The organism is Schaalia sp. HMT-172 (genome assembly GCF_030644365.1).
Taxonomy (GTDB): Bacteria; Actinomycetota; Actinomycetes; order Actinomycetales; family Actinomycetaceae; genus Pauljensenia.
Map to the genome: position 1 here is coordinate 67,186 of NZ_CP130058.1, position 19,791 is coordinate 86,976.

Annotated in this window: 25 protein-coding genes; 18 read left to right on the forward strand and 7 right to left on the reverse strand. The window is 65.5% G+C overall.

Going from position 1 to position 19,791, the window contains the following annotated elements; translation table 11 throughout:
* Window positions 1–118 precede the first annotated feature (118 nt).
* Both QU663_RS00315 and QU663_RS00320 read right to left on the reverse strand, forming a co-directional pair.
* Entirely contained in the window at window positions 119–508 is a 390-nt protein-coding gene (locus QU663_RS00315; RefSeq protein ID WP_021611977.1) for a type II toxin-antitoxin system death-on-curing family toxin, read from the reverse strand.
* A complete protein-coding gene (locus tag QU663_RS00320) occupies window positions 505–1,050 on the reverse strand; it encodes a Panacea domain-containing protein (protein WP_021611976.1) in 546 nt (181 codons plus the stop codon). Before QU663_RS00320 ends, QU663_RS00315 begins: the two co-directional genes overlap by 4 nt.
* Window positions 1,051–1,213: 163 nt before the next feature.
* On the opposite strand from QU663_RS00320, the gene QU663_RS00325 reads away from it, so the two are divergent.
* On the forward strand, window positions 1,214–1,342 hold the full coding sequence (locus QU663_RS00325; RefSeq protein WP_269500913.1) for a hypothetical protein: 129 nt from the start codon (window positions 1,214–1,216) through the stop codon (window positions 1,340–1,342).
* A gap of 134 nt (window positions 1,343–1,476) precedes the next feature.
* Here the strand turns inward: QU663_RS00325 and QU663_RS00330 are convergent, their stop codons facing one another.
* Window positions 1,477–1,722 carry a YtxH domain-containing protein gene (locus QU663_RS00330; RefSeq protein ID WP_034481434.1) on the reverse strand — a complete coding sequence of 82 codons (246 nt, stop codon included), beginning with the start codon at window positions 1,720–1,722 and terminating at the stop codon, window positions 1,477–1,479.
* Between the two features lie 220 nt (window positions 1,723–1,942).
* On the opposite strand from QU663_RS00330, the gene QU663_RS00335 reads away from it, so the two are divergent.
* The 10 genes from QU663_RS00335 to QU663_RS00380 all read left to right on the forward strand — a co-directional run bounded on the left by QU663_RS00335 (window position 1,943) and on the right by QU663_RS00380 (window position 8,725).
* A complete protein-coding gene (locus QU663_RS00335) occupies window positions 1,943–2,227 on the forward strand; it encodes a hypothetical protein (RefSeq protein ID WP_084437421.1) in 285 nt (94 codons plus the stop codon).
* 69 nt (window positions 2,228–2,296) lie between these two features.
* On the forward strand, window positions 2,297–2,734 hold the full coding sequence (locus tag QU663_RS00340; RefSeq protein WP_021611972.1) for a hypothetical protein: 438 nt from the start codon (window positions 2,297–2,299) through the stop codon (window positions 2,732–2,734).
* A 91-nt stretch (window positions 2,735–2,825) separates the two neighbouring features.
* Complete coding sequence (locus QU663_RS00345; RefSeq protein WP_021611971.1) at window positions 2,826–3,689, forward strand: HAD-IIB family hydrolase; 864 nt, start codon at window positions 2,826–2,828, stop codon at window positions 3,687–3,689.
* Window positions 3,690–3,813: 124 nt separating this feature from the next.
* Window positions 3,814–4,359, forward strand: coding sequence for a hypothetical protein (locus QU663_RS00350; protein WP_051267779.1), 546 nt, complete (start codon window positions 3,814–3,816; stop codon window positions 4,357–4,359).
* Between the two features lie 120 nt (window positions 4,360–4,479).
* Window positions 4,480–5,241 carry a hypothetical protein gene (locus QU663_RS00355; RefSeq protein WP_232210935.1) on the forward strand — a complete coding sequence of 254 codons (762 nt, stop codon included), beginning with the start codon at window positions 4,480–4,482 and terminating at the stop codon, window positions 5,239–5,241.
* A gap of 431 nt (window positions 5,242–5,672) precedes the next feature.
* Entirely contained in the window at window positions 5,673–6,002 is a 330-nt protein-coding gene (locus QU663_RS00360) for a hypothetical protein (protein WP_021610680.1), read from the forward strand.
* 126 nt (window positions 6,003–6,128) lie between these two features.
* A complete protein-coding gene (locus tag QU663_RS00365; RefSeq protein ID WP_034480046.1) occupies window positions 6,129–6,638 on the forward strand; it encodes a hypothetical protein in 510 nt (169 codons plus the stop codon).
* Between the two features lie 416 nt (window positions 6,639–7,054).
* Window positions 7,055–7,531, forward strand: coding sequence for a hypothetical protein (locus QU663_RS00370; protein ID WP_304990605.1), 477 nt, complete (start codon window positions 7,055–7,057; stop codon window positions 7,529–7,531).
* A 39-nt stretch (window positions 7,532–7,570) separates the two neighbouring features.
* Entirely contained in the window at window positions 7,571–8,236 is a 666-nt protein-coding gene (locus tag QU663_RS00375) for a hypothetical protein (RefSeq protein ID WP_304990606.1), read from the forward strand.
* A 3-nt stretch (window positions 8,237–8,239) separates the two neighbouring features.
* Entirely contained in the window at window positions 8,240–8,725 is a 486-nt protein-coding gene (locus QU663_RS00380) for a hypothetical protein (protein ID WP_304990607.1), read from the forward strand.
* Between the two features lie 171 nt (window positions 8,726–8,896).
* Here the strand turns inward: QU663_RS00380 and QU663_RS00385 are convergent, their stop codons facing one another.
* Window positions 8,897–9,493 (reverse strand): hypothetical protein, encoded by a 597-nt coding sequence (locus tag QU663_RS00385; RefSeq protein WP_021612136.1) that lies wholly within the window; start codon window positions 9,491–9,493, stop codon window positions 8,897–8,899.
* Window positions 9,494–9,643: 150 nt separating this feature from the next.
* On the opposite strand from QU663_RS00385, the gene QU663_RS00390 reads away from it, so the two are divergent.
* From QU663_RS00390 to QU663_RS00400, 3 genes are all read left to right on the forward strand, one after another.
* Window positions 9,644–10,165, forward strand: a complete 522-nt coding sequence (locus tag QU663_RS00390) for a peptidylprolyl isomerase (RefSeq protein WP_021612137.1) — start codon at window positions 9,644–9,646, stop codon at window positions 10,163–10,165.
* A gap of 108 nt (window positions 10,166–10,273) precedes the next feature.
* On the forward strand, window positions 10,274–11,152 hold the full coding sequence (locus tag QU663_RS00395) for a rhomboid family intramembrane serine protease (protein ID WP_021612138.1): 879 nt from the start codon (window positions 10,274–10,276) through the stop codon (window positions 11,150–11,152).
* A 112-nt stretch (window positions 11,153–11,264) separates the two neighbouring features.
* Window positions 11,265–12,026: a Rossmann-like domain-containing protein gene (locus QU663_RS00400; RefSeq protein WP_084437428.1), complete on the forward strand. Its 762-nt coding sequence runs from the start codon at window positions 11,265–11,267 to the stop codon at window positions 12,024–12,026.
* A gap of 127 nt (window positions 12,027–12,153) precedes the next feature.
* Here QU663_RS00400 and QU663_RS00405 read toward each other — a convergent pair whose 3' ends face one another.
* Window positions 12,154–12,417: a cell division protein CrgA gene (locus tag QU663_RS00405; RefSeq protein WP_009058111.1), complete on the reverse strand. Its 264-nt coding sequence runs from the start codon at window positions 12,415–12,417 to the stop codon at window positions 12,154–12,156.
* 124 nt (window positions 12,418–12,541) lie between these two features.
* Between QU663_RS00405 and QU663_RS00410 the strand changes: the two genes are divergently transcribed.
* The 4 genes from QU663_RS00410 to QU663_RS00425 all read left to right on the forward strand — a co-directional run bounded on the left by QU663_RS00410 (window position 12,542) and on the right by QU663_RS00425 (window position 15,006).
* Window positions 12,542–13,243: a DUF881 domain-containing protein gene (locus tag QU663_RS00410; protein ID WP_034481568.1), complete on the forward strand. Its 702-nt coding sequence runs from the start codon at window positions 12,542–12,544 to the stop codon at window positions 13,241–13,243.
* Window positions 13,236–13,997: a class E sortase gene (locus tag QU663_RS00415; RefSeq protein WP_021612141.1), complete on the forward strand. Its 762-nt coding sequence runs from the start codon at window positions 13,236–13,238 to the stop codon at window positions 13,995–13,997. The genes QU663_RS00410 and QU663_RS00415 overlap by 8 nt, the downstream gene beginning before the upstream one ends.
* A gap of 10 nt (window positions 13,998–14,007) precedes the next feature.
* Window positions 14,008–14,169, forward strand: a complete 162-nt coding sequence (locus QU663_RS00420) for a hypothetical protein (RefSeq protein WP_003791609.1) — start codon at window positions 14,008–14,010, stop codon at window positions 14,167–14,169.
* 150 nt (window positions 14,170–14,319) lie between these two features.
* The gene (locus QU663_RS00425) at window positions 14,320–15,006 is read left to right on the forward strand and encodes a gamma-glutamyl-gamma-aminobutyrate hydrolase family protein (RefSeq protein WP_021612142.1); all 687 of its coding nucleotides are present in this window, start codon (window positions 14,320–14,322) and stop codon (window positions 15,004–15,006) included.
* Between the two features lie 509 nt (window positions 15,007–15,515).
* On the opposite strand, the gene pknB is transcribed toward QU663_RS00425, so the two are convergent.
* Together pknB and QU663_RS00435 are read right to left on the reverse strand one after the other, a co-directional pair.
* Window positions 15,516–17,549, reverse strand: coding sequence for a Stk1 family PASTA domain-containing Ser/Thr kinase (gene pknB, locus QU663_RS00430; protein WP_021612144.1), 2,034 nt, complete (start codon window positions 17,547–17,549; stop codon window positions 15,516–15,518).
* A complete protein-coding gene (locus QU663_RS00435) occupies window positions 17,522–19,786 on the reverse strand; it encodes a serine/threonine-protein kinase (RefSeq protein ID WP_304990609.1) in 2,265 nt (754 codons plus the stop codon). Before QU663_RS00435 ends, pknB begins: the two co-directional genes overlap by 28 nt.
* Between the last annotated feature and the right edge of the window lie 5 nt (window positions 19,787–19,791).

Below are 19,791 nucleotides of genomic sequence, written 5' to 3' on the forward strand. Positions count from 1 at the left end.
CCGGCCTCGGCCCCCTATCGACGAGGCCGGGGCAACTTATGGAGCTGGTGTCGAGTAGCCGATGCTTGCTGCGGGACGATTGCGCGTGTCAGTATTGACGGTTTTGAACTGCTTGTGGCTATTCGGTGAGCGGTACGAGGTGCTGGGCGATCCAGCCTGCGAAGTCCGCGAGGGGAAGATTGTGAGTGACGACGGAAACCACCACTTCTTCGCCCTCTGCATCGGATATGCCCCGGAGGGTTTGTCGATGGCAAGCAAGGAAGTAAATGAGGGTCATCCAGCCGGTTCTTTTGTTCCCGTCGTCAAACGCGTGAGCTAAGACGATTCCCTCTAAGAGAGCAGCAGCCTGACTGACGACGGTTGGATGCAGCAAGGACCCATCGAAGGTTTGAAAGGGTCTGCCACACGCGCTCCGAAGCTTGTGTTCCGAGATCAAAGAACCGGAACACTCGGTGCGCGCGTAGCAGACCGCAAACTCGAACAGCTTGTCGCTAGGATCGGTGGTCACGATCCAAGACGGGCCAACAGGCCAGCCCAGCGTTGATTCTCACTGTCCATGAAACTGCGAGAAACCGGCTGAAAATCACAATCCAGGGCCTGGGGACGCTCGGGTCCGGAGGCAGTGGAGAAGTACCGCATCATCGTCTGCAGGGACATCTGCGCAGATGAAGGAGCACTACTAGGGAGTCCGGCACGTGCCTCGATCCATGGTTCCTCTTGGTGAGTTCGTTCTGCAAGACTCCGCGAGCTGCTTGTCTTGTACGCGCTCACGACGGCATCGATCACTGCGATCTCTGCCTTGGTCAGCGAAGCTGTGCTCGTGGGGTGAGAGTGCAGAGTCCCACTGTTCTGCGCTGCATACACGCTTTTGTAGACAGGGCCGAACTTCCATGCTTCAGGAGCCTCTTGGAACAGCGGGCGACCCGTCCAAGCCTGCGACCACCCCTGTACGTAGTACAGGAGCTTGTGTAGCTTCATCTTGTCACAAGAAGGATCGGTGGCCAGGATTCGCTCTGCAATCGTGAACACCTTGTTCTGATCCGTCATCATCTGACCCCCTCTCTCTAGGTCATGTCTTTCCTCAAGTGTATGCGTTTCCCGTCTGGCTTCCACGCTTTTCGCTCTGTTGTGCGTAATTTCGCGTTTGGAGTGTTGGTAATTTATGGTCCTAGTATTTGCCCCCATGCTCTTCTGTAGCCTCCAGAGTGATCGGATGCTGACCAGACGTGTGCTCTTTCTTGCTTGGGGCCTGTGTGGATTCCCAGAACGTGATCGCGCCTCCGAGGCGACCGTCCCGCTGCGCCGCCGCATCCTGGCGGGCGTGCGCGAGGGACGGGAGTAGAGCGCTCGTCGCCAGTCGCGTGGGTCCGAGCTGCGGGGGAATGCAAACGAGCTACGAGGAAATACAAACCCGTCGGGGGTGAGAGTGTATGGAGAAGGGGGGCAAACCTATTGGTTCGCCCCCCTTCCGGTCACTCACTTTGCGAGTTCGTCCTTGGCGTCCTCCGCCTTGTCCTTGGCGTCCTCGGCGATGTCCTTTGCCTTGTCCTTAGCGTCCTCGGCGGCCTCTTCGACCTTGTCCTTGGCGTCCTCTGCCTTGTCCTTAGCATCGCCAGCGAGCTCAGCAAGCTTGTCCTTGGCTTCTTCAGCCTTCTCCTTGGCCGCGTCAACGACCTTCTCGAAGCCTTCTTCGGCCTTCTTTGCCAGATCTTCCAGACTCATGGTTCTCTCCTCGAAATAGGGGTGTTCAATGCTTTGAACGAGCATGATCAGCCTAACACATGGTGTGATGGTGGGATACTTTTACAAGGGGATGCAAGCTGTTTGTCGATTTGTTGCCCCGATTAAATGAAGCGAAGTGCGAGAAGGGAAATGAGTGTGACGCGCGCCTCATAGGTGCTAGGATTGCGCCATTCACACCGTAATAGTCGATGGAGACATCGTGTATCGCTCGCCTTCCCAGTACTCGCACGCGGAGGGGGTCGGTGGGGCCGCGCGAGGAGCGCAGGTCACCAGGCCAGCCGCGCGTCGCCGGCGCCCCGCGCCGCCCTCGTATCCGCCCGCCGTGCGCCCACAGACGCGAGCGGGCCTCGATGAGGAAATCTTCTCCCTGTCGGCCTCGACGAGATGCCCACTGTCCATGGGGGCCAGTCGCTTCCCGCGCATCGGTGCTTTCGTGGTCGCCGTGCTGGCCCTGGCTGCGGCTGCGCTATGGTGGTGGTGCTGAGACGATCTCGACGTCCCCCGAATGGAATGGAGGGGCGTGACGGCCTCGGTTCCATCATCTGGAGGTGTTGTGTTCCTCGTCGGATTACTTCTGTTTGCTGCCCCCGTAGCATTTGTCGTCCTCCTAGCGCTGGCTGCCGACGTCACGGCAACGAAAAGCCGCGAGAGAAAGGCCGCCGATGCGGAGGCGCGGGTCATGTCGGCCGATGGAGCTTCGGACAATGCTGGTGAGTTGATCCGCGAGAAACGGCGTCAGGGTTCGAGTGTGGTGCGAATCTGCGTCATCCTGGGTTTCGTCCTCACCGGAAGTATGTTGTACCTGCCGCCGTTGGCCTGGCTCGCCAGCTTTTTTGATCCGGACGGTAACCCGCCCGCAGTCGCCATGAACTTGGCCTTCCTCTCCGCGCTGCTCTTTATCGCTCCGTTCGGCATGCTTGCGTTCCTGTGCGCCCTCCTCGTGCGCTTCTTCGAAAAGGGCAACGAGAAGGATCGGGAGCGCTCAGAGTGACCATGCGCGTACCGCACGAGGTCACGTGAGGTTGCCCCGGCCTCGTCGCAGGTCGCGCGCACCCGGCACCCCGGTCGGGCACAATGGAGGCATGACGACCCCCACTGACCCCGCGCGTTACGCGGGCGCCGACCTGCGCCTGGCCGCCGTCGACATGGACGGCACGCTCCTGGACGATGACAAGAACTTCCCGCCCGGCATGGACGAGCTGCTCGACCAGATGGATGCGCGCGGCGTCACCTTCGCGCCCGCGTCCGGCCGCCAGGTGTGGACCCTCATCGACATGTTCCCCGGGCGCCTGGGCATGACCGTCATCGGCGAGAACGGCGGCATCGTCATGCGTGACGGCGTCGAGGTCTCCTCCCACCCCGTCGACACCCCCACCGTGCGCGAGGTCATCCGCCTCGTGCGGGAAGCTACCTCGGGTTCGGACGGGATCGACGGCGGCCTGGTCATGTGCGGCAAGCAATTCGCCTACGTCGAGCGCACCGACGACCGCTTCGTCGACGGCGTCATGCCCTACTACCACCGCACCAAGCGCGTGGATGACCAGATCGCCATCATCGACGCGATCGAGGCCGGCGAGATCGACGACGCGATCGTCAAGCTCGCCGTGTACGTCATTGGGCCGGTCCAGGCGCTCGCGGAGGCCACCCTGGCCAACTTCGCTGACACGCACCAATACGCGATTTCCGGCGCGAATTGGGCGGACCTGCAGATTCGCGGCGTCGACAAGGGCAGCGCCGTGCGTGACCTGCAGCGCTTCCTCGGGGTGGATCGTTCCCAGACCGCCGTCTTCGGCGACGCGGGAAACGACCTGTCGATGATGAGCGAGGGGGACCTGTCCTTCGCGATGGCTAACGCGTCGCGGGACGTCGTCGAGGCTGCACGTTTCGTGGCGCCCTCGAACAACGAGGCCGGGGTCGCCCAGGTGCTGCGCGCTCTCCTCGGGTGAGTGTCCGTTGCGCGGCTAGGAACGTACCGTTAATCTCAATTCTTGAAAGACTTTTCGGTACGGGGGATGTGTGGGTTCTTCACAGTCTCGTTGCCGCATGTCGGTGCAATAAAGGAGGAACCTAATGAGCACCCCTTATCCCCAGCAGCCTGCGGGGCAGCCCGCAGTTCCCGTGCAGCCCGCAGTTCCCGTGCAGCCCGCGCAGCCTGTGCAGCTCGCGCCGCAAGGGTCGCCGCAGGTTGTGCCCCAGGCGGGAGTACCCGCGCAGCCCGCGGGGCAGGGGTATTCGACGGCACCTCAGGGATTTGCGCCGGGCTATGCGCCCGTGCCTCAGGGGCCTGTGAAAGTGCGGGTTAACTGCGTCTCCCTCGTCTTTGGAATTTGTGTATGGGTGTTCATCGCGCTGTTAGTGCTGGACGCGTGGAGATTGATGCACTCGCCGGATGTGTCCGCGAGCGGGGCGGCTATTGTCGGCTTCTATCCTCTTTTTGTGCTGGGCTTCTGCGGTCCGTTGAACCTCGTCGGTGCCATCGTGGCGTCCTCAAGGGCGAAGGAGAAGCCGGCGAAATGGAAGCTCAACAGGCTGGGAATGATCCTCAACCTGAGCCCGTACGTCATCTTTTTCGTCATCATGTTCGTCGGCATGATTGTGGAGGCGTTTTTGTCGTAGGTCGTTGGCGCACGCCCAATGATGGCGTGTGCTTGTTCTTGACCAGGCCGCCGCTGCGATCACTGGGGGGAGAATGCTATGAACGACTGCAGCGTTCCCGCAGGTGGACCTCGTGAACGCATGTCGCGACGGATGTGCGGGCTGTCCCTGTTCTGCGTATTCGCGGGACTTGCGGTCATGATCGGTGGCTTTATCGTCCGATCAGCCTCGGTTGTTGACGAGATGAGCGCCAGCGCGAACCTCGTCATTCCCGGCGACTCTGCAGTGATGAGCGACGGCGAGTTTATCCGTTCCCTCCTGCCCGTCGTCGGTGCGTCTAGGATCGTTCACCTCGTCGGTGTTATCGCCGGGTTAGTGGGGCGAGCGCGAGCCGAGGGGCGCAGGGAGCTCGGGCGCTGCGCGTTGGGAGTGGGTGCGAATGCCTTCTTCCTTGCCTGTGCCTGTATTATTCCCGCGGTGGGTATTGTTGGCGATCCGGGCGCTCTCGTCCCCCTCCTCGTCGTGTGCGGCGTTGCGGTCCTGGCTGCGTGTGGCTCCCTGTTCGAGCGTCTCTTTCACAGCGTGGGCGCGAAGTCGGTGGGTGCGGGGCTCGCGGGCATACTGGCGATGGTCGGGGCGCTGATTGTTGGCCTGTTCGCGATGCTTCACGACCTCGCGATGGCGCTGGGGGATCCGTTCTTGCCCACGCTGATCGTCGTGGCCGTCTGCTTCTACATGTCCGTCCCGGCGGGCCTTGTCCAACTTGCGGGCTTGATCATGGGAATACGAGCGCGTCGGCGCGCTGACAGCGAGGCTGAGCGGGCACTCGCCACGTGGGGAATAGTCCTGAATGTGCCCCTGTGCTGGTGCGTTCTTTTCCTCCCCCTGCTGGTTCTCATCTGAACCTGCTCGGCGCTTTGCTGGCGATGGTCGAGGTGTCGCCTTTTCGTTGCGATGGCGAGGCTTCTGTCGCCTGACTGCCCGGGTGCTGCGCGCTCTCCTCGGGTGAGTGTCCGTTGCGCGGGTAGGAACTTACCGTTAATCTCAATTCTTGAAATATCGGTTGGATGGAGGACACCGTGAGCATGCCCGGATACACGCAATATGGAGGCAGGCCGACCCAGGCGGGCCCCGTGCAGCCGAGCATAGCGCCATATCCGGGGCTTCAGCCGGGAGTGCCCGCCTACCCGGGTATGCAGCAGGTGCCCCCTCAGCCCGCCGTTTCCGCAGTTCCTGGAGCGCCCGCGGGGCAGCCCGTGCAGCCCGCGCCGCAGGGGTATTCGGCGGTGCCCCAGGGGATTGCTCCGGGCTATGCACCAGTGCCTCAAGGGCCCGTGGTTCAGAAGGTGAATTGGCCGTCGATCATCCTGGGTATTATCGGGTGGACCCTCATCGGCCTGACGCTGCTGGCCATGTGGATGGCCCTGCGAGCTAGCGCGTCCGATCCTGACCCGAGTGGCAAAGATATAATCGGTTTCTTTCCGCTCTTCGCCCTGGTAATCATTGGCCCGGTGAACCTCGCCGGTGGCATTGCCGGGATCATGGGGGCCGTCGGAAAGCCCAAGACGCTCAAGCTCAACTGGTTGGGAATCCTCCTCAATGCGAGCCCGTACGTCATTTTCACAGTCCTCCCGTTCTTGCTGGCGATACTCTTTGGCCGCTGAGCCGTGGGGCAGCTCACGTGTCCAACAATGTTTGTGGGTGCATGCCCACCGTCGGCCCGCTCGCAAGGGCGTGCGGCTGTGCTGGTATTACCGCGATGATCAACTCATGAAGGAGCGATTGTGACAATGTCGGATTCTCGCGCCCCGAACTCACACACCTATCGGAGCGGAGGAAATCAGGGCGGGATACCCACGGCTCCCTACGCGCCCGGGCAGGCTGCGCCGCAGGGAGCCAACCCGTACCAGGCTGCTGGCCCCTACCAGGGGTATCCGCAGTCCTGCCCGGTCGGCCCCCAGGTGCAGATGCCCCCGCGGGTCAACTGGGTGTCCATTGCTTGCGGGGCGGCGGTGTGGGCACTGCACCTGATAACCTATCTGGGGCTTTGGCTGCTGACCAGCACGGAATTTGGGAAGACCCATCACTCAGTCTTAGGTTTCGTCGGCCTTATTCCGCAGATAACAGGTTCGGTCATGCTCCCCCTCAACATGACTGGCCTGGTCATCGGGATCAGGAGGCTCTCGGATCGGTCGAGGAAGTGGCGGTTGAATTGGTTGGGGATCGTCCTCAACGTGAGTCCATATATCTATTTCGCAATCTGTTTTATCCTCTGGGTGATGAACGGCAGCACGCACTAGACATAAGGGCAAGGAGCAGTGAATGACTGTGCCGATCAACAATCCTCAGCCGGACAGCTACGGGGATAGTGTGCCGTATCAGGGGAGTATGCCCTACCAGAGTGGCGGACTCTATCCGGGTGATGGGTTCTACCAGGGTGGTGTCCCCTACCAGAATGGCGGGTTCTACTAGGGTGGCGGACCCTATCTGGGATACCCTCAGACCTATGTCGCCCAACCCCAGGTGAGCTTCCCTACGCGGGTCGATCGGATCAGCATCTCCTGTGGAATCGCAGGGCGGGTCATCATTGTTCTGGCTCTCCTGGCCCATGGGGCACCCCAGGTGCTGCGCGCTCTCCTCGGGTGAGTGTCCGTTGCGCGGGTAGGAACTTACCGTTAATCTCAATTCTTGAAATATCGGTTGGATGGAGGACACCGTGAGCATGCCCGGATACACGCAATATGGAGGCAGGCCGACCCAGGCGGGCCCCGCGCAGCCGAGCGTAGCGCCATATCCGGGGCTTCAGCCGGGAGTGCCCGCCTACCCGGGTATGCAGCAGGTGCCCCCTCAGCCCGCCGTTTCCGCCGAGAAACGAGGCGGAAAAATGGCGAGCTGGATCTCCCTGGCCTGCGGAATCATCGGACTGGTCATCATCGGCGCGACAGTGTTCGCCATGTGGGAGGCTCTCCACTCGGAATCGATGATGGCCGATGCGAGCGGGGCGGACATCATCGGATTTTTCCCGCTCTTCGCGTTTATCTTCATGGGCCCCGTGAATACGGCCGGATTCGTGACTGGGATTATGGGTGTTGCACTCACCCCGAAGGCAAAGACAGTCGTCGGATGGCTGGGTCTTCTTCTCAATGCAGCCCCCTACGTGGCGTTCTTTGCCAGTATATGGTTTCTCCACTAGCCGATGAGCGTGCGTGAGTAACGAACAAAGGATCAGCGAATGAGCGTACCGACCAACAACCCGCAGCTAAGCGGCTACCCGGGAGTGCTCAACCCGCAGGGGGCCAGCGCCTACCAGGGGGCCACGCCCTATCAGGGGAGCGCGCAGCAGGGCGCCGCACCCTACCAGGGGGCCACGCCATACCAGGGGAGCGCGCAGCAGGGCGCCGCACCCTACCAGGGGGCCACGCCATACCAGGGGAGCGCGCAGCAGGGCGCCGCACCCTACCCGGGTGGTGCTCCCCAGTCGTACCCGGGTGGCGTTCCCCAGTCGTACCCGGGTAGTGCTCCCCAGCCCTACGGCGGGGCGCAGACGCAGGCGAGCACGAAGAAGATCCCGACCGCTTTTATCCTCGGTATCGCGGTCTGGGTAGCAATCTTCCTGATCATCGGCGTGACGGCGCTGATGATATGGAGTTCGGCCGACGAGAGTGCTTCGGAGCGGTCCGGGATCGCCGTTATTCCGATGTTTGGATTCCTGGTCGTCGTCCCGCCCCTCGTCCTCTTCGGCCTGATCGCCGGCGGATCGGCGAATAAACGGCTCATGACGCGCAAGCAGCTCATCATGAACAGGATCGGCATCGGCTTGAGCGTCGCGCCGTTCGTCGCCTTCTTCCTGCTCTACGCCGTCATCATGATCGCGACGATGGTCGAGAGGGGCCACTAGCCCATGAATCAGCGTCAGCCCTACCCTGCCGCGGTGTCGGCGTCGCCCCCATCGCCCGCGTCGCCCGCGGGCCCCGCGCCGCAGGGCCCCGAGGCCCGCGCTGCCGCCCATGCCGAGCAGCGCCAGGGCCTCCACGGAAAATATTCCGTGCGCTTCGGCATCGGCGGATGGGTGTTCTTTACCCTCCAGGTGGTCCTTGCCCTGGTGCTGATCACCACGGGGGTGTTCCAGGACTATCCGAATGTGACGTGGCCGCTCATCTTCTTTTTCATCTTCCTCTACGGATCGGCCGTTCAAGCACCCATGAACATCACCGGCCTCGTCGTCGCGCTGGTGGGGCTACGCAAGCGCTACGCACGTCAGCAGCGGTCACGCTGCGTGTGGGGAATCATCCTCAACGTAACCCCTTTCCTGGTCGCCGTCGCCATCGTGATCATCGGCGAGATAATGCGCCAGCCGGCGGGTTCTATCCCTCTGCCCAGCAACTGAGGCCGTCACCTACGCCCCCGAGCTGTGACCGCACCACCCACGCCCCGCGCCGCCCCGGCGAGAACGTAAGCGGCCGCGCCGGGGAGCACCGCTGGCAACACAAACACAAACAGCAACGGGTGGGGCCGCGACGCAATGCGTCGCGGCCCCACCCGCACAAGTGACGAAGACTCAGCCCTCGAAGGTGGCCTTCTCAGCTTCGGTGTCCGGCACGAAGGAATCCGTGTCCAGATCGGCCCAGTACTCCTCGGCCCACGGATCCTCGATCGGCTGCGAACGCTTCCACAGGATGTAGCCAGCGCCGGCGACCGCGCCGACCAGGGCCGTCAGACCGAAGGCGCGCAGCACGCGGCACTTGCGGCGCTTGGGCGTCGGCGTCGCCAGGGCAGCAGCCGAGGCCTCGGAGGCGCGGCGAGCGCGATCCGACAGGGAACCGCGGGCAGTGAGGGCGGCGCTCGCCTCGTTCACGGCGCGGGAAGCGCGCGGCAGGTAGTCGTCCACCAGGTGTCCGCGGGCGTTCTCGATCGCGGGGCCGGCGTGCGCGGCGGCGGCCTGCGCGCGGGCGGCGGCGTTCTCGATGGCGGGGGTCGCGTGCTCAATCGCGTTCGTCAGGACGGCCTGCGCGCGGGGCGCAGCCCAATCAACGCCCTGGTTCGCCAGATCGGCGGCCCGGACGGCAACCTTCCCGGCGTACACAGCGGCGGCGTCGCGAAGCTGCTCAGAGGTAGCGCGCAGCTTTTCTGCATCGAAAGAAGGCGAAGTAGCCATGATGTCTCCGATTCTGTCCACATTAACTGGGGCGCGGCCGCGCCACTCACTCCTATTGTGCTACATCCGCTTGTGATGTGCAGCCCACCCACCAGGGCGACCCGTGTGACGGACAGGAAACACCCAGGAAAAGATGTCACCATTAACCCCATGAAAGCTATTCTGCACACCACCGCCGGCGACATCACCGTCGAACTGTTCCCCAACCACGCCCCCAACACGGTTCACAACTTCGTGACCCTGGCCAAAGGCGAGCGCGAATGGGTCGACCCGAAGACCGGCCAGAAGACCTCCCGTCCCCTCTACGACGGCACCATCTTCCACCGCGTCATCCCCGGCTTCATGATCCAGGGCGGCGACCCCCTCGGCACCGGCACGGGCGGCCCCGGCTACCAGTTCAACGACGAGATTCACCCCGAACTGACCTTCAACGACCCCTACCTGCTCGCCATGGCCAACGCCGGCAAGCGCATGGGCAAGGGCACCAACGGCTCGCAGTTCTTCATCACCGTGGCCCCCACCCCGTGGCTGCTCGGCAACCACACAATCTTCGGTAAGGTCACCGACGAGGAGTCCAAGCGCGTCGTCGACGCCATCGTCAACACCCCCACGGGCGCCAACGACCGCCCCGTCACGGATCAGGTCATCAACTCGATCGAGATCGTCGACTGACCTTTTCTTCTCTTTTTCGACGAGGCCGGGGCTACCCCCGCTGCTCAGTGCAGTTGGCGGGGTGGGCGACCCCGGCCTCGTCCCTTACCCACTCCTGAAAGGGACCCTATGAGCATGCCGAGCTACGGCCAGCGCTCCGACCCGCGCGCCGCCCCCGACTGCCCGCGCCACCCGGGCGTGCGCAGCGTGGACTACTGCAAGCGCTGCAACCGGCCCATGTGCGTGGACTGTGCGATCCCCACCGAGGTCCGCTCCATCTGCGTGGACTGTACGTCCTCCAAGAAGCGGTGGATGGGTTCCGCGTCGCGCGCGGTCGCGGCCGGCGCGCCGGTCGTCACCTACGCGATGATCGCGATCTGCGTCCTCATGTACGCGGTGACCTCCTTCGCGCCCTCGACGAAGCTTGACCTGGCGCTCGTGCCCGCGACCCTCATGTCGCGCCCGTGGACGATCCTCACTGGCGCGTTCCTGCACGGCGGCATCATGCACATCCTGTTCAACATGCTCTCCCTGTACTGGGTGGGGCGGGTGATCGAACCGGTCCTGGGTCGGTGGCGCTTCCTCACGCTCTACCTGGTGAGCGCGCTGGGAGGCTCCGCCTTCATCATCGCGTGGTGCCTCATCCAGCCCTCCGAGATCTTCGTGAGCACGGTCGGCGCGTCGGGCGCCGTCTTCGGCCTGTTCGGCGCCGTGTTCGTCCTCCAGCGCCTGGGCGGGTCAGACACGACCGCGATCCTGACGCTGCTCGGCATCAACCTCGTCTACGGCTTCATGGTCAGCGGCATCTCCTGGCAGGGGCACATCGGCGGGGCGATCGCCGGCGTGGGCGCCACGTGGGTCCTCGTGCGCATGGCCCGCCCGCGCGCAGGCGTCACGCAGGTGTACCAGAATCGGCGTGAAACGGTCGTCGCGCTCGGCATGATTGTCGGCATGATCGTGATTAACGCGCTGGCCTTCCGCGTCCTCGTTGAGGTCTACGGGGCGTGATCGGAGAGCCGTTGCCTCCGCGGGGCATCGGCGAGTTGTCTTAGGATGACCTAACATAGGGAGGGTCCGGCGCTGTGCCGGGCCCTCCCTCATGCTTCCCACAGGAGACACCATGACCAGCCCCTGGGACCTGTACGACCAGCTCATCGACGAGATTCCCGCCGACATCACCGTCACCGCGATCCACACAGACGGCAAGTGGCGTCGCGTTGCCACCAGCGAGGACGGCGCCGGCATGGCTTTCGGCATGAACGTCCAGTCCCGCCCGCGCGCCATCGAGGACCCCTCCGACCTGGTCGGCCGCCCCCTGCGCGACGTCGCCGCCCTGGCGAAATCCTGGAACTTTGAGGACGCCGGCGTCGGCATGGCGGCCGTCAACGCCTACCACTCCCATCCAGTGCGAGCCCTTGCCCACGGGTTCCGCCCCTGCAAGGAAAACAACTGGGCGCGCACCTTCCACCCATACGGGCCCTTCGTCGCCGGCAAGCGCGTCGCCGTCATCGGTCACTTCCCCTTCGCGGCTGCCGCCATGCCCGACGCTGCGGAGCTCACGATCCTCGAACGCAACGTCTTCGACGGCGACTACCCCGACTCCGCCTGCGAATACCTGCTCCCCGAGATGGACTACGTCTTCATCTCCGGATCCGCGTTCGTCAACAAGACGATGCCGCGCCTGCTCGCGCTCGCGGCGGACGCGCACACCGTTGTCCTGGGCCCCTCCACTCCGGCCTCTCCCGCGATCCTGAGAGCCGGCGCCACGACCGTCATGTCATTCGCCAGCGCGCATCCCGCCCGCCTCGAAGACGGCCTCGCCGGACGCACCCTGCAAGGCATGTACGACGCCGGCATGAGGGTCGAGCTCAGCCGCCCCTGACGCGCCGCTTCGCTCCGAGCGGTCCGCCCGGGCCTCGTCGAAATACAGCGGGGCGTCCCAGCCGCAGCCGGAACGCCCCGCTCTCACACTCGCTGGAGACGGCAGGCCCACGCCCGCCGCGCTCCCGTCAGCGCCAGCGCAACGTCATCAGGAAACCCACCATCATCGTGCCCAGACCCACCGCGATATTCCACGCGCCCAGCTTCGGAATCGGGTAAATGCCCTGGGAAATGTAGTAGACGACGACCCACAGCAGGCCCAGGATCATGAGGGCCACGAACGTCGGCGCCCACCATGCGGGACTCAACGGAATGCCATCCGTCCAATTCTTGATCTCGGTATCGTCCTCGACCTCGTGCCCATTCTTCTTACGCTTCTTAGATTCGGCCACGTCGGGTCCTCTCTGCTGGCCCGCGCGGGAAGACAAACCGCCCGGCGGTGATGAATTAATCGCAACACTAGCGTAGTCTCGGACCTGAGAAGTGCCAAAACGCAGCGCCACGGAGGGGGAAATCATGCGCGCACGCACAGCACGCCACGCGGTGGCCGTCCTCGCCGTCACCATCGCCTCCGGCCTGCTCTTCTCCGTCTCCTCCCTCAACGAGCGCAAAAACCCTGCCGGGACCTCGAACCTGGCGACCCTCGTGCGCACCCGCCAAGCCCAGGTCTCCACCCTCGACAACGAGGTATCCTCCCTCGACGCCCAGGTGCAGAGCTTCTCCTCCGCGCCCCAATCCGGCTCCCCCGACGAAGACGCCTTCACCGCCCGATCCACCAGCCCCGTGAGCGGCCCCGGCGTCCAAATCACCCTCTCCGACGCGCCCCCCGGCCAGATCCCAGCCGGAGCCACCCCCAACGACCTCGTCATCCACCAGCAGGACATCGAGGACACCATGAACGCCCTGTGGGCCGGCGGCGCCGAAGCCATGACCGTCCAGGGCGTGCGCATCACCAACCGAACCGTCATCCGCTGCATCGGCAACGTCATCCTCGTCGACGGAACCAGCTACTCGCCGCCCTATGTGATTCAAGCAATCGGTGATCCTGACACCCTGCGCGCGACGGTTACCGCAAACCCACGTATGGTGAATTATCAGGCCTACGTGACAAAATACGGCCTCGGGTGGGACATGCAGACCAAAGACTCCCTGAACTTCGCACCCGCAACAACCTCGTTGACCGTCAACTACGCAACCGTGGAGGAATCGCATGGGTGAACACGTCGCCCGAACCACACCGACAAAGAAAAAGCGCTCCAACGTCTTCTGGAATATCGTCGGTGTCGTCGGCGAACTCCTCATCACCTTCGCGTTCGTCATCGGCCTCTTCTCCGTCTGGCAGCTCTACTGGACGACCTACCAAGTCTCCGGACAGGTCTCCCAGACCATCGCCTCGTACGAAGACAGCCACCAGCCCGCCAAGCGCACCCAGGGCGAAATCCGCACCGACGACCCACCCGCCTTCGACCGCGAAGTCGGCGACGGCGAAGTCTACGGCATCGTCCACGTGCCCACCTGGGACTGGATGAAAATCCCCCTCGCCGAAGGCACCACCTCCTACGTCCTCGACCAGGGCTGGGCCGGCCACTACGACATGACCACCCAGCCCGGCGGCGTCGGCAACTTCTCCGTCGCCGGCCACCGCCGCACCTACGGCAACAACTTCCGCTGGATCGACCGCCTCACCCAGGGCGACAAGGTCGTCGTGGAAGTCGACGACCGCTACCTCGTGTACTCCATGGTCTCCTCCGAGATCATCGACGCCACCGACCCCACCCAGATGCGCGTCGTCGCCCCCGTCATCGACGACGAATCCTGGTCCGAAACCCCCACCGAGCGTTGGATGACCATGACCACCTGCCACCCCGAATACGGCAACTGGCAGCGCTACATCGTCCACCTCAAGTTCGAATCCTGGACCCCCAAGGACACGGGCGTGCCCGCCGAACTCGTCGACGAACCCACGAACTGAAGGACCCCACATGTACGCATGGATCTTCCGCCACCTGCCCGGCCCCACCTGGTTCAAGGTCATCGAATCCCTGGCCCTCATCGGCGCGGCCGTCGCCGCCCTGTTCACCTGGGTTTACCCCTGGGTTCAGTCCTACCTGGAACTGGGGCAGTCCTCCGTCGGCGGCGCCTGAACCGCTCACTCCGGAAAGGTACGAGGCCGGGGCCACCCCGGCCTCGTGCCGTATCCACGGGCGTCGGTTGGCTACCGCCGTCCGCGCCCGCGCGCCCGCGCGCCCGGAGAACGGACGGCGCCCGCGCGCCCGCTGGGGGAGCGCCCTACGATGGAGGCCGGAGAAGGGGCCACGGCCTCGTACATGAAAGGACCGGCAATGGCACGAATCCTCTGCGTCGATAACTACGACTCGTTCGTCTTCACGATCGTGGGCTACCTGCGTCACCTGGGTGCCGCCGTGGACGTGGTGCGCAACGACGTCGTGGATCCCGCGTGGTTCGAGGCCGGCTACGACGGCGTCCTCATCTCCCCCGGACCCGGCGACCCCAAGAGCGCCGGCGCCTCCCTGCAGACCATCGCCGACTGCGCCGAGCGTGAGATCCCGATGCTGGGCGTGTGCCTGGGCCACCAGGCCCTCGGCGAGCTCTTCGGCGCGACCGTCGGGCACGCACCCGAGCTCATGCACGGCAAGACCTCCGTCATCACGCACGACGGGCGTGGCGTGTTCGAGGGCGTGCCCTCGCCGCTGACCGTCACCCGCTACCATTCGCTGACGATCGACCCCGCGACCATGCCCGACGAGCTCGAGGTTTCCGCGGCTACCGAGTCCGGCATCATCATGGGTGTGCGCCACCGCTCCCTGCCCCTTGAGGGCGTCCAGTTCCACCCCGAGTCCGTCATGACCCAGTCCGGGCACCTCATGTTCGCCAACTGGCTGGCCGCCTGCGGTGACGCTGGCGCACGCGAGCGGGCCGTGTCCCTGAAGCCCGTCGTCGCGGAGCGTTTCACGCTGTAGATTCTGCAGTCCGCGTGGCAACTACCGTGCCGCAGGCGTGCTTGTGGGCGCGTGCATCCGGATAGGTTACGAGCATCTGGATAGGTTATGCGTATGTGGATAGCTTATTAACCTATCCGGATGTCAATAACCTATCCACATCGTCACAACCTATCCACATCGTCACAACCTATCCGCATCAGGGCCGGCTTTCCCGCCTCGCGTGTTGGCCGCGCCCGCATGCAGTGAGGCCCGCGTCGCAGCACAGCACCTATCCGCATCAGGGCCGGCTCGGTTCGGGATAGGTGTTCGTGGAAGCGTTCGATGACGAGGTTGTGGCCAGGATCGGGGCGCTCGTGGCCTCACCACGCACGCCCGAGCTCACCGCCGAGTAAGCGCGTGCGGCTCACCACACACCCCACCGCACACGCGGGATACGACGAGGCCCGCACCTCAGGAGGATTCCTGTGAGTGCGGGCCTCGATGCGCGTGTGCCGCAGGGGCGGTGTGTGCCGCTCGCGCGGCGCGCGTCAGTGACTCTTCGTGGGGCTCGGGCTGGGGGTGTTCCCCTGGGAGCCCTTGGATACCTTCAGCTTCACGGTCGAGTTCTTGTCCACCTTCGAGCCCTCGCCGGGCTCGACAGAGAGGACCTGGCCGGCGGGCTGCGAGCCCGCGACTTCCTCGACGGTGACGGTCAAGCCCAGGGCCTTGAGCTGCGCCTCGGCGTCGTCACGGCCGATGCCGACGACGGAGGGGATCTCCACCTGCGCGCTCTTGCCGTTGGACACGGACACGGCGATGCTCGTACCCTTCTTGACCTTCGTCCCGGTCGCGGGATCCTGCGAGACGATGCGGTCCTTCTCCTTATCGGAATCGACGCTTGTCACGTTACCGAGCTCCAGGCCGGCGGACTTCAGGGCGCTGCGCGCCTGGTCCTGGCTCATGCCCTGCAGATCCGGGACCTCGACCTCGGAGGAGCCCGAGGACAGGGACACGGTGATGGTCTGGCCGGCCTTCACCTTCGTGCCGGGGGAGGGGTTGGTCTCGGCGACCTTGCCCTCGGGCACGGTGTCGGACGCGACCGTCTTCGAGCTCTGCTCAAACTTCAACCCCTGGGCCTCGATGGCCTTGCGGGCCTCGTCGGGGCTCATGCCGACCAGGTTATCGGGCACGACGACGGAGTCGGGGCCCGACGAAATGGTGACGCGCACGGTGGCGCCCTTCTCGGCGGATGTGCCCGCGGCCGGGTCAGTCGAGACGACGGATCCGGCCTCCACGGTGTCGGAGGCGACCTTGTCGGGGTTGAGTTCCCACGTGAAGCCGGCGGCTTCGATCTGGGCCTTCGCGTCGGCCTGCGACAGGCCGACGACGTTGGGAACCGCCGTCGGCTCAGCCGTCGACGCGCCGCGCGTGAGCGCGTACACGCTGCCTCCGATGAGGAGCAGGGCGATGAGGACGAGGGACGCGATGATCGCTGTGCGGCGCTTGCGTGCCTTGGCGGCGGCGTTGGCCGCGTCGTCAGTCGCCACGGCGGGCAGGGACGTCGAGGTCGCCGCGACCCCGGCGGGGGCGGCAGCGTGTGGGGCGACGGTGTGGGGGGTGACGGCGGCCATCGGGGTGGTGGCAGCTGTACGCGCACCGGCCATGCCGGCGGCGGGCAGCACCTCGGTCGCCCAGGAGTCGGTGGGTGGGGCGCCCACGTCCAGGCCGCGAGCCACGCGCTGCAGGTCGGAGAGCATGGCGGCGGCGCTGGGGTAGCGGTCGTCGCGGTTCTTCGCCAGGGCCTTGAGGACGACGCGGTCCAGGGAATCCGGGATGTCGGAGAGAATCGACGAGGGCGTGGGCGGGATTTGCTCGACGTGCTGGTAGGCGACGGCCACCGCGGAATCGCCCTTGAAGGGAGGGCGGCCGGTCAGCAGCTCGAAGAGGACGACGCCGGTGGAGTACAGGTCGGAGCGCTCGTCAACGGTCTCGCCGCGCGCCTGCTCGGGGGAGAGGTACTGCGCTGTGCCGACGACCGCGTTGGTCTGAGTCATCGTCGCCTGCGAGTCGGTCAGGGCTCGGGCGATGCCGAAGTCCATGACCTTCACCTTGCCGTCCGAGGTCAGCATGATGTTGCCCGGCTTGATGTCTCGGTGCACCAGGTGGTTGGCGTGCGAGTACTGCAGGGCGGACAGGACGCCGGAGACGATCTCGATGGCCTCGTTGATCGGTACGGCCGTCCCGTCGGAGATGAGGTCCTTGACGGTGTGTCCCTCGACGTACTCCATGACGATGTAGGGCACCGCGATCGAGCGGCCGGTCGTGTCTTCGATGATCTCCTCGCCGGTGTCGTACACGGCGACGATGTTCGGGTGATTCAGCGATGCCGCTGACTGAGCTTCGCGGCGGAAGCGTGCCTGGAAGATCGAATCTTGCGCCAGGTCGCGCCGCAGCATCTTGATGGCGACGACGCGCGAGAGGCGGGTGTCGAAGCCCAGGTGGACTTCGGCCATGCCGCCTCGCCCGATGAGCGAGCGGACCTCGTATCGGCCAGCTAGACGGTGGGCCATGGGCTCTGCCATGTCCTAACCTCCTCGATAATGTTTGCCCCCGCGTTGGTTTGGATGAGGGAGCTCAGCATGTACTTGATCGTAACTGCTGCGAGTACGATTAGCGCAATCGCGATGAGTGCGATGATCGCCGCGCGGATGATTTTCTTGCTCGCCGGGACGGGCGGTGCGACGACGCTGCGCGAGTACGCGGTCTTTGCGATCGGTCGTTTCCGGTCGACGGAGCGTGCGTCGAGTTCGTGCCACTGGGGGCCGCGGGTCTTCTTCTCGGGGCGGGGTTCGTACACGGAGCGCCGCGGGCGAGTGTTGGCTTTCTTGCTGCGGGGCTGGGGCACGGTTCCGTAGACGCGCGGCGTGGAGCCGGTGGTCGTCGGTGTGGGGGACGAGGCCGTGGCGTCCGCGGCGCGTCGTCCGTCCGAGCGGCGGGAGGGCACGGGTGCGCCGGAGCGCACGGCCTGGCGCTGAGCCTGCTCGGCGTCGCGGCGTTGGCGTGCCTCGCGGCGTTGGCGCGCTTCGCGTGCTTCGCGCAGCTCGCGCTGGCGTCGTTCCTCCTCGCGGGCGACTTGCGCGCGGCGCTGTTCTTCGGCGGCGTCCTCGGCTTGGCGGTGCTGGGCGCGCTGGCGCAGGCGTTCGGTCAGCGCGGCGTGGCGGTCCTGCGGTTGTGCGGGTTGCGCTGACGAGGGCGGGGCGGGGATCGCGTCCGGGCGTGCGGGGGTGTCCGAGGCTGGCGCAGCCTTCTCGGGGCTGGCTTGCTCGGGCGCGGCCTTCGTGGGGGCAGCCGTGAGCGGGGCCGCCTCCGGAGGCGAGGCCTGGGCGGGTGCCGCGGGAATGGGCGCTGCGCCAGCGGCGCGAGTGCGCGAAGGCTCTGCGGGCGTGCCGGGGGCGGCTGGCGGTGGCGCGGCGTGCCGGGTTGTGGGCGCCTCAGGGATGGCTTGCGGCGCGGGCCGAGCCGCGACGATGCGCGTGGGGATCGAGGCCTGGGCGGACTCTGGCTGGGGCACGGCGGCGTGGCGGCCCGTGGAGGTCAGGGAGCTCGAGGAGGCGGGGGCGTGCTCGCCCGTCGCGTCGGGGCGGATGCGCCGTACCCGAGTGGGCGCGGACACCGGCCGCTGGACCGGGGGAGCGGGGGCCTCGTCGATGATGCGCGGGACGGTCGCGTGGCGACCGGTGATCGGGATCATCGAGGAGGAGGGCGCGATCGTGGTGGCCTCGTCGATGATGCGCGGGACGGCCGCGTGGCGTCCCGTGATGGCGCGCACTCGGGGGGTGAGGCCCGACGGGGGCTGGAGCATCTCGTCGGGCAGCGTGCGGCGAGTCAGGTGACGCACGGGTGCGAGGATCGGCACGGAGGGTTGGACGGGCGTGCGGGTCTCGGCCGGGCGCTGCGCGGCCTTCGGCAGCGGCAGCGGGCGAGGCGCCACGGAGATGCCCATGGCCTTGGCAGCCCCGGCGATCTCGCGGACGGCCGCGGAACCGGACTCGGGGCGCTTGGCGGGATCCTTTTCCAGCAGGTGCAAGATAACGTCGGCGAGGGGCTCGGGGACGAAATCCGGCAGCGGAGGCACGGGGTCGTTGACGTGGGCGAACGCGATGTCCACCTGCGTCTCGCCCGTGAAGGGGCGTCGACCCGCCGCTGCCTCGTAGGCGATGACGCCGAGGGCGTAGAGGTCTCCGGTGGGGGTCGCCAATTCGCCCATAGCCTGCTCGGGCGGCAGGTACTGGGCGGTGCCCATGACCATGCCGGCGGCTGTCAGGTTGACCTGGTTGCGGGTGCGGGAGATGCCGAAGTCCGTCAGCTTCACCATACCGTCGGGGCGAACAATGATGTTCGCGGGCTTGATGTCGCGGTGCACGACGCCCGCGCGGGCCGCAGCGCCGAGGGCCATCGCGACCTGGATGAGGATCGGAATGAGGTATTCGGGTTCGATGCGTGAGCCGCCGCGCAGGTAGTCTGTCAGCGGGTATCCGTCGACGAGCTCCATGATGATCCAGCCGATGCCATCTTCCTCGCCCGAATCCTGCGTGTTCGCGATGTTCGGGTGGGAGATCGACATGGAGTTGCGGGCCTCGAGGCGCAGGCGCGACAGCGAGAGCTCCTCGCCCGCCAGCTCGGGGCGCAGGACCTTCGCGGCGACGATGTGGCCGCTGACCCGGTCGCGGGCCTTCCACACTTCGCCCATGCCGCCCTGGGCGATCGGGGTGAGCAGCGTGTAGCGCCCCCCGAGCACCCGCCCGGCACCGGATGTCATGCGTT